The sequence below is a fragment of the Rhizobium sp. A37_96 genome, from assembly GCF_053521765.1.
On the sequence record NZ_JBNWDS010000002.1, the window covers coordinates 213,545 to 226,986 of the forward strand.

A 13,442-nucleotide genomic window follows, 5' to 3' on the forward strand; every position below is an offset into this window, starting at 1 on the left:
CGGAAAGGGCGGTTCGCCCTTATTCCCACTCGATCGTGCCGGGCGGCTTCGACGTGACGTCGTAGACCACGCGGTTGATGCCGCGGACTTCGTTGATGATGCGGGTCGCGGCGCGGCCGAGGAATTCCATGTCGTAATGATAGAAATCCGCCGTCATGCCATCGACGGAAGTGACGGCGCGTAGTGCGCACACGAATTCGTAGGTGCGGCCGTCGCCCATGACGCCGACGGTCTGGACCGGCAGCAATACGGCGAATGCCTGCCAGATGGCGTCGTAGAGGCCTGCCTTGCGGATTTCGTCGAGATAGATGGCGTCGGCTTCGCGCAGGATCTCCAGCTTTTCGCGGGTGATGCCGCCGGGGCAGCGGATCGCGAGGCCGGGGCCGGGGAAGGGGTGGCGGCCGATGAAGCTGTCGGGCAGGCCGAGCTCCTTGCCGAGCGCGCGCACTTCGTCCTTGAAGAGTTCGCGCAGCGGCTCGACGAGCTGCATCTTCATGCGCTCCGGCAGGCCGCCGACATTGTGGTGCGACTTGATGGTGACCGAGGGGCCGCCAGTGAAGGAAACGCTCTCGATCACGTCGGGATAGAGCGTGCCCTGGCCGAGGAAGTCGGCGCCGCCGAGCTTCTTGGCCTCTTCCTCGAAGGTCTCGATGAAGAGCCGGCCGATGATCTTGCGCTTGGTCTCGGGGTCGGAAACACCCTCCAGCTCGCCGATGAAGCGGTCCGAGGCGTCCACATGCAGCAGGTGCAGGTTGTAGTGCTCGCGGAACATGGCGACGACGTTGGCCGCCTCGTCCTTGCGCATCAGGCCGTGGTCGACGAGGATGCAGGTCAGCTGGTCGCCGACGGCCTCGTGGATCAGCAGCGCGGCGACGGAAGAGTCGACGCCGCCGGAGAGCGCGCAGATGACGCGCTTGTCACCGACCTGGTCGCGGATCGCCTGCACGGCCTTGGCGCGATAGGCCGACATCGACCAGTCGCCCTTGATCCCGGCGATGTTGTGAATGAAGTTGCCGATCAGCTTGGCGCCATCGGGCGTATGCACGACTTCCGGATGGAACTGCACGCCGTAATATTTGCGCTTCTCGTCGGCGATGAAGGCGTAGGGCGCGTTCGAGGAGGTGGCGACCACTTCGAAGCCTTCGGGCAGCGCGGTCACGCGGTCGCCGTGGCTCATCCACACCTGATGGCGCGAACCGTTCGACCACAGCCCTTCGAAGAGGGCGCAATCCTTGTCGACTTCCAGGAAGGCGCGGCCGAATTCGCGGTGATGGCCGCTCTCGACCTTGCCGCCGAGCTGCATGCACATCGTCTGCTGGCCGTAGCAGATGCCGAACACCGGGATGCCGCTGTCGAAGACGATCTGCGGCGCGCGCGGCGAGCCTTCGTCCACGGTCGAGGCCGGGCTGCCGGAGAGGATCACGGCCTTCGGCTGCAGCCGCTTGAAACCGGCTTCGGCGGATTGGAAAGGAACGATTTCGCAGTAGACGCCGGCTTCGCGCACGCGGCGTGCGATGAGCTGCGTCACCTGGCTGCCAAAATCGACGATGAGAACGGTGTCTGGATGTGCTGTCTGGGTCATGGCGAGCCTTTAATGAAAAGCGCTTTCCCTGGCAATTGGGCAAATCAGGCCGGAGCCGATTTTATTGTCCCGATTGTCCTCGATTCTCGTGCTTCCGGGTCGATCAGAACCAGAATACGCCGTCTTCCAGCGCCGTAAACAGCCCGTCGACGGCGTAGGACAGTTTGCGGTCGATCACATGCAGATATTCCGTCCAGTCGGAAATGCGCTGCAGTTCGACCTGCCCGTCGGAAATGCCGCGCAGTCCGATGAGCGGCAGGCCGTAGATCTGGCAGGCGCGCAGCACCGCGAAGGTTTCCATGTCGACCATGTCGGTGCCGATGCGCTCGTAGGCATCCGAGCCGGACACGATGTTGGCGCCCGTCGAAAGGCTGCCCTCGGCGATGGTGGGGATGCGCAGTGGCAGCTCGATCGTCGCCGGCAGGTCGAGGAAGGGCGTGCGGCCTCTTTCGAAGCCCAGCGGCGAGGCGTCCATGTCGCGATAGGAAACGGAGGTGACCTGATAGACTTCCGTCTGCTCCAGCCTGGAAGAGCCTGCCGAGCCGAGCGAAACCACGAGATCGGGCAGGTCGTCCTGCGCTTCGAGGTGGGCCAGGGCGCGGGTGAGCGCGATCGATGCTTCCACGGGGCCGACGCCCGTCATCAGCGGATCGATGCGCGAGCGCAGGAAAGGCCCGTATTCGGCCTCGGCCGCCATCACGAACAGGATCGATTTGCCCGATACGCGCTTCAGTTCGAATTTCATCCGCTAATTCCCTCTCTGCCCCGGATGACCATCATAGTTCCCGTCATCGAGGCAATCAGCTTGGCCGGTCCGTCGCCGATGGCGTAGCCGCGGCCGTCGGCGACGATGATCGTCGTGCCGGGCTTGGTGACGTCGCCGCGAAACAGGAAGCGTTCGCCGCGCCCCGGCGACATCAGGTTGATCTTGAATTCGATGGTGAGGATGGATGCGGAGGGATCGATGACGCTGTAGGCGGCAAACCCGCAGGCCGAATCCAGCGCCGCGGCGATGATGCCTGCGTGCAGGATGCCATGCTGCTGCGTCAGCTTCACGTCGAACGGCAGCTCGATCTCGACCGTACCATGCTCGACGCGCGTCAGCTCCGCGCCGATCGTCGCCATCGCCGCCTGCCGGTCGAAGCTCGTCTTGATGCGGGTCCTGAAATCGCCGCTGGTCCCCGTCTCGCTTGCCCCTGTCATGCCATCCCCTTTTGCGGGTGCGAAATTGGCACGGAGAGGCGCTTTGGACAAGGGTTATCCGGTGGAAAAGGCGATGCTCCGAGGCCTCGTTTGCCGACATCGAATTTCCTCAATGGCAGTGCCATGTTATCCGAAACGACAGATCCCACGACGAGGTGCCGGAATGACGACGATCCTGCAATCGGTAGCGGCCTACGAGACCTGGATGCGGGCGCAGCTTGGTGCGGATCTGGTCGAGGCCGGCCTGATAAAAAAACACAAGCTGATGAAGCGCGACAGCTTCTCTTTTCTGCGCGGAACCTACTGGCGCTGGGCTGAAATCATTCTCGACATCTGCCCCGACCTCAAGACCGCCCCGCGGCTATTGGCGATCGGCGACACGCATCTCGAAAATTTCGGCACCTGGCGCGATGAGGAAGGGCGGCTCGTCTGGGGCGCCAATGATTTCGACGAGGCGGCCGTCATGCCCTACGCGCTCGATCTCGTTCGTCTCACGACCAGCGCCGTCCTGGCACGCGCCGATGGCGGCCCCACGCCGCGCGCCGTTGCCGATGCCATCCTGGCGGGTTATCGCCGAGGCTTGCAGCAGCCGTCTCCCGTCATCCTGGAGCGCGACTACAAGTGGCTGCGCAATGCCGTGCTGCTGCCGAATGCCGAGCGCAAGGCTTTCTGGGAAAAATATCGCACCTTGCCGCCGGCAACTGATCCCGTGGCCAATCGCTATCTCAAGGCGCTGCACAAGGCTCTGCCGGATCCGGCGACGACGTTCGAGCCGAAACCGCGCCTGGCCGGCACCGGCAGCCTCGGCCGTCCGCGCTTCGTCGCCTATGTCGAATGGCGTGGCGGCCCGGTCCTGCGCGAGGTGAAGGCGCTCCTGCAGTCGGGCTGGTCGCTCAAGCATGATCCGTCGGACCAGACGATCCACACGGGGATCATCGCGACGGGCCGGGCGCGTTCGCCCGATCCGCGCTACAAGGTGGATGGGACCTTGCTGGTTCGCCGCCTGTCGCCGAACAGCCGCAAGATCGAGGTCCTGGGCGATGCGGAGGTGCTCCTGTCGCCCGATATGCTGGATCTGATGGGTTTCGAAATCGGCAATTGCCATGTCAACGACGCCTCGCTCGTTCCCGGCATTCTTGCCGATCTCGATACGCGCGGCCCGGACTGGCTGCGCGCGGCCGCCAAGGCCGCCACCGTCGCGGTCAGCGCCGAGCAGGCGGAATTTGCCAGGAAAAGCTAGGCCGGCGGGATATCGGTCAATGCCCGGCGGCTTCCAGGATCAGTTGGGCGATCCTATCGGGATGCGAGATCAGCGAGAGATGGCTGGCCTTTACTTCGATGGTCCTGGCGCCCATGCGCTTGGCCATGAAGCGTTCCAGATCCGGATTGATCGTCCTGTCCTCGGTGGAAACCGCATACCAGCTGGGCTTGCTGCGCCAGGCGGCCTGGGTCGTCTTGCCGGCCAGCAGGGCTTTCTGGAAGGGCTGCTGCACGGCGTAAAGCACCTCTGCCTTGGCTTTGGGCAGGTCGCCGGCGAAGTCACGCAGGAAGGCTTCCTCCGTCAACCGCCCCTCGTCGCCGTCGAAGACGATCCCTGCCGATGCCGGCGGCGTCGGATATGTCTTGGCGAGCGCGGTATAATCCTCACCCGCATCCGGTGCGCGGGCCGCGACATAGACGAGCGAGGAAACCTTCGGATGCACGCCGGCTTCGGTGACGATCATGCCGGAGAAGGAATGGCCGACGAGGACGGTCGGTCCGTCCTGCCGGTCGAGAACGCGCTGGGTTGCCGCCACGGCCTCGGGCAGCGTCGTCAGCGGATTCTGCACCGCCGTGCAATTCATCCCCTTTGCCTGCAGCCGCGCAATGACGTCCGTCCAGCAGGAGCCGTCTGCGAAAAGACCATGCGCAAGGACGACGTTGCGGGCCTTTGGCGGGGCTGAGACTGCCGAGCCGGCGGCCGGGTTGCTGGCTGCCATGCTGTGGGTGGACATGAGGGAGGCGGCCGCGCCCGCAACAATGGCGGTCGAGAAATTCCGTCTGGTTATCATCATCGTCGTGTTCCTTGTTTTGAAAGGGAGGAGACGGCAGGAGACCGTTCGCCCGGATGCCGGGACGCTGAGCTTCCTGCCGTTGTCGTATTTCTCGGATAGGCACCTGCCCGACCTTGCTCGGATCAAACATGCCCCGTTTTGCATTCCGATTTGTCATCCAGACCGCCTTGTGTATGCAAAAGCAGCCTCAATGACGGTTTTTGTATTCTTTATATCGGATAGAGTCAATTATTGGATGCGTAACGGTTGCGTGATGGTGGATTTGCATGCAAAATCGGCAAATGAGATTGTGGCTGCATACAGCAGGCAACGGATAACGGGGATCTTGGATGACGGATGGATTGGATGACACGATCGAGGATCGCGGTTTGCTCTCCGATCGAATCCGCAACGCCCTGGCGGACGAGATCGCGACCGGGAGGCTGGAGGCGGGCGCGGCGCTGGACGAGCAGCAGCTTGCCGATCGCTTCGGCGCCTCGCGCACTCCTGTCCGCGAGGCGTTGCGGCAATTGGCGGCAAGCGGCCTTGTCGAGGTACGGGCGCGGCGCGGGGTCGTCGTCGCCCGCATGACACCTGAGCGCATCATGGACATGTTCGAAACGGTTGCCGAAATCGAAGCGATGTGCGCCAGGCTTGCCACCTATCGCATGACGCCGCTCGAGCGCAGCCATCTGATCGAACTGCACGATGCTTCAGAAACACTCGTCAAGAAGGGTGATTTCGATGCCTACGATACGTTCAACCGCGCTTTCCACGAGGCGATCTATCACGCCACCCACAACAGTTTTCTGGCCGAACAGGCAATCGCGATCCGCAGCCGCCTGACGGCCTTCCGCCGCGCGCAACTGCAGCAGGAGCAGCGCCTCGATCGATCCCGAGCGGAGCATGAGGCCATCATGCAGGCAATCGCCGAGGGTGACGGCGAGATGGCGTCGCGGCGCATGCGGGCACACATGCTGAACGCGGCGACGGCACTACGGCGCTTCATCGAAGCCAGCAAGCTTGCCTGAAGCAGGTCGCGCAAAAGCGTTCAGCGGTTTTGCGGCATCGACATGCTCACGATCAAGAACCCGAAGCGCAGGAAGCGAATCCTTGAGATCGCGATGCGCTTTGGACCGCAGTCGGATCAGCTGTGGGCGATGCGGACGATGTGCTGGTCCCAGGCGACGTCGCTATGCTCCCCCAGGAAATCACCGTCATAGGACGAAACGGCGAAGCCTTTCCGGGCCGAGGCGATGCCTGCCGCATCGGCGATGCTCTCCACCTTCAGTACCTTGCCCGTCGCCGCATCGAGCGTCACCGACGTCCCTTCGATCGGCGAGGTGACGCCGACAAGGTTTTCGGCGCGATTGACGGCAATGGCGCCCACATAGTTTCCGAGCGCCCGCGTCGTATCGTCGGGCAGGGTGACGAAGGTCAGGTCCTCGCCCTTCGTGAAGTGGCCGACAAGCGGCGGCAGGTCGTTGCGGTGGCCTTCGTACTGGCAGGCAAACCAGACCCGGCCGCTTGCATCGATATCGACATGGCGGGTCGAGACCCGGGCATATTGCGGCGGCAGCGTGTGTTTCTCGATCAGCCGGCCGCTCGCCGCGTCGATCAGCGTCAGCGACGGCTGCATATGGTCGAGGTTGAGCTTGGTGCGGCCGAAATCCGGATGCGTCTCGATGCCGCCGTTGGCGACGATCAGGAACCTGCCGTCGTCCGAGACCGTCATGTCGTGCGGGCCGACGCCATAGGTCTCGTACTCGCCGATACGGGCAAAGCGGTTGCGGGCATCGTAAAGCCCGATAATGCCGCGATTGTTGTCGAAATCGTTCTCACTGGAGTAGAGCAGCCTGCCGTCGGGCGAAAACGTGCCATGCCCGTAGAAATGCCGCCCCTCTTTGGCAGAGATGACGATCGGCTCGGCCTTGTTCCATGGATCGAAGATCATGGCATAGGTGCCGGGCCGGCGGGCGAAGGCAACGGTCTTGCCGGTCGCCTTCGAAAAAGCCATGCCATGGGCGCGGGCGGGCAGGGCGACCTGGTCGACGATGCGGCCCTGTTCTGTCACCGTCGCCACGGCAAACGAGCCGTCGGCGGCGCGGATGCCGGAAGCATAGACCGCATCGGCCCGCTCCAGCGCCATCAATGCGCCGGGCTTCAGGGCCGCAAGGAAGGTCAGCCCCGCAGCCTTGACGAAAGCTCTCCGATCGATGAGGCCGCTGCGCATGGCGCTTAGTCTCCGTCCGCGAAGGAGAAGCCGGCCGAAAGCCCGATGGCGCCGCCATATTCATCGCTGAAGCTGGTGGCGAGGTCGCGGCTGACGGAAAGCAGCTTGTCGATCTTGGCGCGTTCCGCGTCGCCGCCGATGGCAGCCTCGATATCCGGATTGATCGTCGGCGCGATTGTCGCAAGCTCGTTCAGCAATCCATCGATCTTGGTGGCGGTAGCACGCTTGTCCGCCGGCAGCAGGCTTGCCATATCGGCCTTTTCCCAGAGCGTCTTCAGGCCCTCGACATTGCCGGTGAACGACGTCCAGGTGTTTGCCGAGCGCCAGTAGATCGCCATCTTCGGCCGTGCCGCGGCCGGATCGCCCTTGTAGAAGGTTTCCAGCCGCTGGTCGCGGATATTGGCCGCCCCATGCACGAGGATGCCGAGCAGCGCCGTAACGGCTTCCTTGTTGTCCATGAAATCGTTGCTGGACTTGCCGGGGAATTTCCAGGATTTCTGCACGCCGTCGGGCGCATCCCATTCGTCGGCGATTTCCTTGGCCGTGTTTTCGATATTGCCGGCGACGGCCGCGCCATAGCGGCACCGGAAGCCCTGCTTGTCCTTGCCGAGCACATCCGAACCGTTGCCGTAGAGCACGTATTCCAGCGCCGTCATGCTCATGAGCGCCACGCTCTTGCCGGCGACGGCCTCGACGGTCGTGTCCTGCCCGTCCGCCTTGGCGATCAGCGCCTGTACCTGCTTGAGGCCGACGCCCTTGCGGTCGGGGTAGAACAGGATGTGCTCGAAACGGTTCTTTTCGATGATCGGGCCGGTATCGACGATTTCGATGCGCGACCAGCTCTTCACCGTGTCGCCGAACGCCGATTTGGCGCCGGCAAGGGTTGCGTCCGTGGGATCGGCGCAAAGCGCCTTCATCGCCACCGTCAGCTTCGAGGCGGAATCGTGCATGGCACGATAGCCGGGACGAATGACGTCGTCCACCGCCTTCTGCAGCGTGGCCGGCACCGCCGCCTCGTTCAGGCCGGCGCCGTTGGTCGTCGCGTCTTCGGCATGGGCAGGCAAGGCCGCAACGGTGAGGAGAAGGCTGGCAGCAAGGCGTTTCCAGTGGTGCATCAGAGTGACTCCAGAAAGTTGATGAGGGCTTGCCGATCGTCCTTCGAAAGGTCGGCGAATGCGTTGCGGGCTTTTTCAGCCTCTCCTCCATGCCAGAGGATGGCTTCGGTCAATGTGCGGGCGCGGCCGTCATGCAGATAGGCCTGCTGGCCGCTGACGGTCTGTGTCAGGCCTATACCCCAGAGCGGCGGCGTGCGCCAATCGCGACCGGATGCCACGCCCACCTGCTGCCCATCCGAAAGACCTTCGCCCATGTCGTGGAGCAGAAAATCGGAATAGGGCCAGATCAGCTGGAACGCCTGCGGCGAATCCTTGCCGTCCTTGTCCTTTATGCCGTCGCGGGTGACGAATTTCGGGGTGTGACAGGCCGCGCAGCCGGAGCGGTAGAACATCTCCTTGCCGTGCAGCACGGGGGGAAGGCTGGCCTTGCGGCGGGCCGGTACGGCGAGGTTTTCGGAATAGAAGGTGACGAGAGGCAAGATCGGGTCCGGTGCTTCCGTGTCGCCCAGACGCTTCTGCACGCCGGTCGGCATGGCGAGGCAGTGTGCTTCGTTCGGGGTGCAGTCGCCGTGAGCATTCGGCCGGTCGGGTGTCGAAATGCCGATATCCACCGAGAAGGCATCGGCCACCTGGTCGCGCACGGTCGCATTCTGCGCTTTCCAGCCGAAGCGGCCGAGTGCGATCTGGCCGGTGCGATGGTCGCGAACGATGGCGGGGCGGCCACGGATGCCGGTGCCTTTCTTGCCATCCGGGTCCGCATTGGCCAGGATATCGGCATCCGGAATGGCTTCGATCAGGCCGAGGCCGATCATGGGCGGCGCGATGCGCGGCGAAAGCGTGGTGGCCGCATCCAGTGGCCCATAGGCAAGATCGGATATGCCGTAGCTGGGCCTGCGCAGCGTCACGGTCTCTCCACCGGCAAGCGTCACCGCTTCCTCGCTATAGCCGACCGTCACCTTGCCTTCGGCGGCAAGGCCGGGCACGGCAAGATCCTGCAGCTGCACGCCGTAGGTCGGATCAGGGAAATTCAGCGCATGAAAATCCTTGATGGCCTGTTCCTCGTCCGCAGTGACGGCCGTCCGAGCCAGACGCAATACCATCGAGGTCGCAACCGCCCCGCCAGCCTCCGGCGGGTGGCCGCGGCCGTCGCGGATATGGCAGCTCTGGCAGGAACGGGCATTGAACAACGGGCCGAGCCCGTCGGATGCCTGGGTGGACGAGGGAGCCGAGACCCAGAGCTTGCGGAAGAGGGCGTTGCCGAGATGAAAATCCTGCCCGCCTTCATCGCTCAGATTGGCGGAAGGGCGGGAGAAAATATCGCGATTGACGGGATCGATCGAGGTGGCCGCACCGCCCTGCATCGTCTCATAAGGCTCGGCTTTGGAGAAATTCGTCGTTGCGCGGGTAACGTCGCTGACCCGCTTCAATTGTTCGGGCGAGAGGTCGGTGCGGACGGTCGGAAAATCGAGGATACCGGCGACGGCGAGGGTAATGGAAAAAACCAAAAAACCCGCAGCGATGGCGGGCAAAAGGGCACGGTTGGCCGGGATATGCATCATGGGTATCGGGGCGGCAGCGCTCTGTCGCGCTGCCGCTCTCCCTCATTACTTCTTCGTGAAGACGGCGTTCGGATTGTCCAGGCTGTCCGAACCTTCGAGCTTGATCGTGCCGAGATCGAGCGCAGCGATGACGCGCTGGATGCTCTTCGTCTGGTCGAGCAGGCCGTCGATGGCCTTCTGCACGGTGGCGTTGCCTTCCTTGTTGCCTTCGCCGATCATCTGGTCGTACTTTTCGACCGTCTCGCCGCGATGCACCAGGGCCTTCATGGCTGCAAGCGTGGTGTTGAGCTTGCCTTCCATTTCCTTGTCGAGCGCCGGATCCTTGGCCTTGACCAGATCGTGCAGCGACGGACCCTTCAGCTTCGTGCCGTCGATGCGGGTGTAGTTGCCGGTATAGGAGGCAGCGATGCCGATGGCGTCGCCATTGTGCTCGTTATAGGTATTGTCGGAGAAGCAATCCTGCTCTTCTTCCGGATCGTGCAGCAGCAGGCCGAGCTTCATGCGCTCGCCGGCGAGTTCACCGTAGGAGAGCGAGCCCATGCCGGTCAGGATGGCGGTAAGGCCGGCCTTCGGATCGGCTTCGATATGCTTGGTGGCTTCGCCTTCCGGCGCCCACTTGTCGGTCATGTCCTGCAGGTCGGAAACGAGGAGCGTCGAGGCGGACCTCAGATATTCGGCGCGGCGGTCGCAATTGCCGTGCGTGCAATTCTTCAGATCGTAGTCCGTGGCGGGGCGTTCGCCGGCGCCCGGTCCGGTGCCGTGCAGGTCCTGGCCCCACAGCAGGAATTCGATGGCGTGATAGCCGGTCGCGACGTTGGCTTCGACACCGCCCGCCTGATGCAGCGTGCCCGACAGGAATTCCGGAGTCAGATGCGAAGCGTCGACATCCTTGCCGTTGATCTTGATCGTCTTGTTGGCGATGACGTTGGCGACGTAGAGCGCGTTCTCGTCGCTTTCGGTGCCGTAGGAGGCGTCGACATAGTCGATCAGGCCTTCATCCAGCGGCCAGGAGTTTACCTTGCCTTCCCAGTCGTCGACGATCGAGTTGCCGAAGCGGTAGGCTTCCGTCTGCGCATAGGGAACGCGGGCCTTGATCCAGGCTGCGCGCGCCGCCTTCAGCGTCTTGTCGCTGGGGTTGGCGAGCAAAGCGTCGATGGCCTTGTCGAGTGCCTTCGCCGTCGTCAGCGAGTCCTGATATTTGGCGTGTGCCAGCTCGGCGTAATGCTTGATGACGGCGGCCGGCTCAGGAGCGGCTGCGAGAGCCGGCAGGCTGTATGCGGCAGACGTGACAACGGCCACCGCAAGCGCGGCGCCAATATTGATCTTCAGTTTCATGTTCCTCTCCTATGACAGCCGGGGCACCGTCAAAACTTGGCATTTTGTGTCATGTATGAAAAACAAACTTGTGTCAAATGCTCTAGTTTAGAATAATTATAAGACACAGAGTTATTGGCTTTGCCCTTGGGAGCGGAACGGTTTTGCTTGAAAAAGCAGGAATGCAGATCAAAAAGGCGGGCGAATGGATTCCGCCCTATCTTCTGCGCTGCAGGCGGCAGAAGAAGAAGCCATCCGTATCGGTGGAGGCCGGCGTCAGCGTAATGGTCCTGCCGTCCGAGGAACGAGGCAGCGGCGCGTCCTTGCCGAACAGCTTTTCCCAGGAGCTCAGCGTCTCGGTGATCTCGAAGTCCGGATTTTGCGCGGCAAAGCGGTTCACCTGCACTTCGTTCTCTTCCGGCAGAACCGAGCAGGTGACGTAAAGCAGCGCGCCGCCCGGCCGGACGAATTCGCCGGCCTGCGCCAAGGCTTCCTGCTGCTGGCTGGTGCGCTCGTCGAGGTTCTTCTGCGTCAGCCGCCATTTCGTGTCGGGCCGGCGCCGCCAGGTGCCGGTGCCGGTGCAGGGCGCATCGACCAGCACCTTGTCGAACCTGCCACGCAGCTGAAGCAGGCCGTTGCGTTCGTCATGGACCTGGACATTTCGGGTGCCGGCGCGCTTCAGCCGCTCGATGATCGGCGCCAGCCGCCGCCGGTCGCTGTCATAGGCATGAACCTGGCCCTTGTTGTGCATGGCAGCCGACATGGCGAGCGTCTTGCCGCCGCCGCCGGCGCAATAGTCGAGAACCTGATCGCCCTCCTCGGGCAGCACGAGATCGGCGACGATCTGCGAGCCCTCGTCCTGTACTTCGAACCAGCCCTTCTGGAACGAAAGTTCGGCGGTGACGTTAGGAAGACGGGATGCGCCTTCTCCGGCGGGGATGCGGATGCCGAAACGGGCGATTTTAGAGGCCTGCGCGCCCGCGCGCTCCAACGCCTTTACGACTTTGGCGCGGTCGGCTTTCAAGGCATTGGCGCGAAGGTCGAGCGTCGGGCGTTCGGAGAGGGCCTGCGCTTCGGAAAGCCAGCCATCGCCGAATGCATGCTGGAAGGAAGGCTCGACCCATTCGGGGATATCGCCCTGGACGTAACGCGGCGCGTCTTCGAGCTTGCGGGCGGCAAAGGCGGCCAGTGCTTCGGCGCTCGGCGCTTCCGGGGCGAATTTATCGCCGTCGAGCTCGGCAGCCAACGCCTCGGGCGTCAGGCCCCATTGGCGAAAGAGGACGGCATGGGCAAGCGCGGACGGACTGTCGTCTCCCATCAGCCATGCATGGGAAAGTCGCATGCGCAGGGCGTCATAAACGATGTTGCCGATCGCGGCCCTGTCGCCGGAACCGGCGAAGCGATGGGCAAGGCCCCAATCCTTCAGGGCATCGGCCACCGGTCGCTTGCGCGCTTCAATATCGGCAAGAACTTCGATGGCCCCCTGCAATCGGCCGCCCAGACGCATTCACCACTCTCCCGCTTGCGCATGACCCCGAACCCATTCGGTGTACCAGGAAGTCCGCGCCCTACAAAAATCGCTGACAGCTCATCAATCCGCTCGAATAAAGCACATGGCGGCGGATTGTTGAGACGTCTCAACCGCGTGGTAGCCGCGATTGACGGAGAGAGCAAGCGTCATGCCGATTTGCCGGTCGTTCCGGCCGGTCGGCCGTTACTTCGAGGCGATGACCTCGTAACAGACGCTGGCCGTACCGGAGGCGACCATGCCGATGTTCTGCGCGGCGGCGCGGGAGAGGTCGAGAACGCGTCCGCGAATGAAAGGACCACGGTCGTTGATGCGGACGACGACGCTGCGGCCGTTATGCTTGTTGGTGACCCTCAGACGCGTGCCGAAGGCAAGCGAACGATGGGCTGCAGTAAGATTTCCGGAACTCATACGTTCCCCTGAAGCAGTTCGGGAGCTTCCTCCGTACCATGAAGCACCTCCGCAGCCAGCGGATGCAGACGCCGGCGTCGAAACGACAGCAAAGGAGGCGGATATAGTTGCGGCGATCGCCAAAGAACGTGCGATTTTCTTCAAACCGATTTTTCCCTCAAGCTATTGAACTTGCGCCTTGGGTAGGCGGCGGAGGCTTAAATCGGGCCAAAAATGGCGAAAAAGTGCCACGCTTAATCACGGAATGTTACGGTCTGTAACATTTGTGATCCGGTGCAAATACTATCGCTAATCAGCGGGTTTGCTTGATTGTGGAAAAAACCTAATAAAATCAGTTAAAAATGGAACGATTTTTCTCACCGGCACGAGGCAACGCGAAGGATCACAAAAACCGGGAAAATAATTTTCCAGCTTTGCCATAATTGCTGCCGCATTTGTGCAAATTTAGAGGTCGTTAACCTTAA

At 62.7% G+C, this 13,442-nt stretch carries 12 protein-coding genes; 2 read left to right on the forward strand and 10 right to left on the reverse strand.

Going from position 1 to position 13,442, the window contains the following annotated elements:
- Nucleotides 1–19 precede the first annotated feature (19 nt).
- The 3 genes from guaA to ACQZ6J_RS07465 form a co-directional block, all read right to left on the reverse strand.
- Nucleotides 20–1,582 (reverse strand): glutamine-hydrolyzing GMP synthase, encoded by a 1,563-nt coding sequence (gene guaA, locus ACQZ6J_RS07455; protein WP_163984963.1) that lies wholly within the window; start codon nucleotides 1,580–1,582, stop codon nucleotides 20–22.
- 103 nt (nucleotides 1,583–1,685) lie between these two features.
- Nucleotides 1,686–2,327, reverse strand: coding sequence for a 5'-methylthioadenosine/S-adenosylhomocysteine nucleosidase (locus ACQZ6J_RS07460; RefSeq protein ID WP_163984962.1), 642 nt, complete (start codon nucleotides 2,325–2,327; stop codon nucleotides 1,686–1,688).
- A complete protein-coding gene (locus ACQZ6J_RS07465) occupies nucleotides 2,324–2,785 on the reverse strand; it encodes a PaaI family thioesterase (protein ID WP_163984961.1) in 462 nt (153 codons plus the stop codon). Before ACQZ6J_RS07465 ends, ACQZ6J_RS07460 begins: the two co-directional genes overlap by 4 nt.
- A gap of 163 nt (nucleotides 2,786–2,948) precedes the next feature.
- Here ACQZ6J_RS07465 and ACQZ6J_RS07470 point away from each other — a divergent pair, with 163 nt between their 5' ends.
- Nucleotides 2,949–4,025, forward strand: coding sequence for a DUF2252 family protein (locus tag ACQZ6J_RS07470; RefSeq protein ID WP_449083095.1), 1,077 nt, complete (start codon nucleotides 2,949–2,951; stop codon nucleotides 4,023–4,025).
- A 16-nt stretch (nucleotides 4,026–4,041) separates the two neighbouring features.
- Here ACQZ6J_RS07470 and ACQZ6J_RS07475 read toward each other — a convergent pair whose 3' ends face one another.
- The gene (locus ACQZ6J_RS07475) at nucleotides 4,042–4,839 is read right to left on the reverse strand and encodes an alpha/beta fold hydrolase (protein ID WP_449083097.1); all 798 of its coding nucleotides are present in this window, start codon (nucleotides 4,837–4,839) and stop codon (nucleotides 4,042–4,044) included.
- A 329-nt stretch (nucleotides 4,840–5,168) separates the two neighbouring features.
- Between ACQZ6J_RS07475 and ACQZ6J_RS07480 the strand changes: the two genes are divergently transcribed.
- The gene (locus ACQZ6J_RS07480; RefSeq protein WP_163984958.1) at nucleotides 5,169–5,849 is read left to right on the forward strand and encodes a GntR family transcriptional regulator; all 681 of its coding nucleotides are present in this window, start codon (nucleotides 5,169–5,171) and stop codon (nucleotides 5,847–5,849) included.
- A gap of 116 nt (nucleotides 5,850–5,965) precedes the next feature.
- Here the strand turns inward: ACQZ6J_RS07480 and ACQZ6J_RS07485 are convergent, their stop codons facing one another.
- The 6 genes from ACQZ6J_RS07485 to ACQZ6J_RS07510 all read right to left on the reverse strand — a co-directional run bounded on the left by ACQZ6J_RS07485 (nucleotide 5,966) and on the right by ACQZ6J_RS07510 (nucleotide 13,122).
- Nucleotides 5,966–7,051 (reverse strand): DUF1513 domain-containing protein, encoded by a 1,086-nt coding sequence (locus ACQZ6J_RS07485; protein WP_449083100.1) that lies wholly within the window; start codon nucleotides 7,049–7,051, stop codon nucleotides 5,966–5,968.
- Nucleotides 7,052–7,056: 5 nt separating this feature from the next.
- Nucleotides 7,057–8,166, reverse strand: coding sequence for an imelysin family protein (locus ACQZ6J_RS07490; RefSeq protein WP_449083102.1), 1,110 nt, complete (start codon nucleotides 8,164–8,166; stop codon nucleotides 7,057–7,059).
- Nucleotides 8,166–9,725 (reverse strand): di-heme oxidoreductase family protein, encoded by a 1,560-nt coding sequence (locus ACQZ6J_RS07495; RefSeq protein ID WP_449083104.1) that lies wholly within the window; start codon nucleotides 9,723–9,725, stop codon nucleotides 8,166–8,168. The genes ACQZ6J_RS07490 and ACQZ6J_RS07495 overlap by 1 nt, the downstream gene beginning before the upstream one ends.
- A gap of 45 nt (nucleotides 9,726–9,770) precedes the next feature.
- Complete coding sequence (locus tag ACQZ6J_RS07500) at nucleotides 9,771–11,060, reverse strand: imelysin family protein (RefSeq protein WP_163984954.1); 1,290 nt, start codon at nucleotides 11,058–11,060, stop codon at nucleotides 9,771–9,773.
- A gap of 196 nt (nucleotides 11,061–11,256) precedes the next feature.
- The gene (locus tag ACQZ6J_RS07505) at nucleotides 11,257–12,546 is read right to left on the reverse strand and encodes an RsmB/NOP family class I SAM-dependent RNA methyltransferase (RefSeq protein WP_449083106.1); all 1,290 of its coding nucleotides are present in this window, start codon (nucleotides 12,544–12,546) and stop codon (nucleotides 11,257–11,259) included.
- 207 nt (nucleotides 12,547–12,753) lie between these two features.
- Complete coding sequence (locus ACQZ6J_RS07510; protein ID WP_163984952.1) at nucleotides 12,754–13,122, reverse strand: septal ring lytic transglycosylase RlpA family protein; 369 nt, start codon at nucleotides 13,120–13,122, stop codon at nucleotides 12,754–12,756.
- Nucleotides 13,123–13,442 lie beyond the last annotated feature (320 nt).

Coding starts and splice junctions, on each gene's coding strand:
- ACQZ6J_RS07465 (WP_163984961.1), bottom strand. CDS start 2,785: ATGACAGGGGCAAGCGAGACGGGGACCAGCGGCGATTTCAGGACCCGC.
- ACQZ6J_RS07460 (WP_163984962.1), bottom strand. CDS start 2,327: ATGAAATTCGAACTGAAGCGCGTATCGGGCAAATCGATCCTGTTCGTG.
- ACQZ6J_RS07490 (WP_449083102.1), bottom strand. CDS start 8,166: ATGCACCACTGGAAACGCCTTGCTGCCAGCCTTCTCCTCACCGTTGCG.
- ACQZ6J_RS07470 (WP_449083095.1), top strand. CDS start 2,949: ATGACGACGATCCTGCAATCGGTAGCGGCCTACGAGACCTGGATGCGG.
- ACQZ6J_RS07500 (WP_163984954.1), bottom strand. CDS start 11,060: ATGAAACTGAAGATCAATATTGGCGCCGCGCTTGCGGTGGCCGTTGTC.
- ACQZ6J_RS07505 (WP_449083106.1), bottom strand. CDS start 12,546: ATGCGTCTGGGCGGCCGATTGCAGGGGGCCATCGAAGTTCTTGCCGAT.
- ACQZ6J_RS07475 (WP_449083097.1), bottom strand. CDS start 4,839: ATGATGATAACCAGACGGAATTTCTCGACCGCCATTGTTGCGGGCGCG.
- ACQZ6J_RS07480 (WP_163984958.1), top strand. CDS start 5,169: ATGACGGATGGATTGGATGACACGATCGAGGATCGCGGTTTGCTCTCC.
- ACQZ6J_RS07495 (WP_449083104.1), bottom strand. CDS start 9,725: ATGATGCATATCCCGGCCAACCGTGCCCTTTTGCCCGCCATCGCTGCG.
- guaA (WP_163984963.1), bottom strand. CDS start 1,582: ATGACCCAGACAGCACATCCAGACACCGTTCTCATCGTCGATTTTGGC.
- ACQZ6J_RS07485 (WP_449083100.1), bottom strand. CDS start 7,051: ATGCGCAGCGGCCTCATCGATCGGAGAGCTTTCGTCAAGGCTGCGGGG.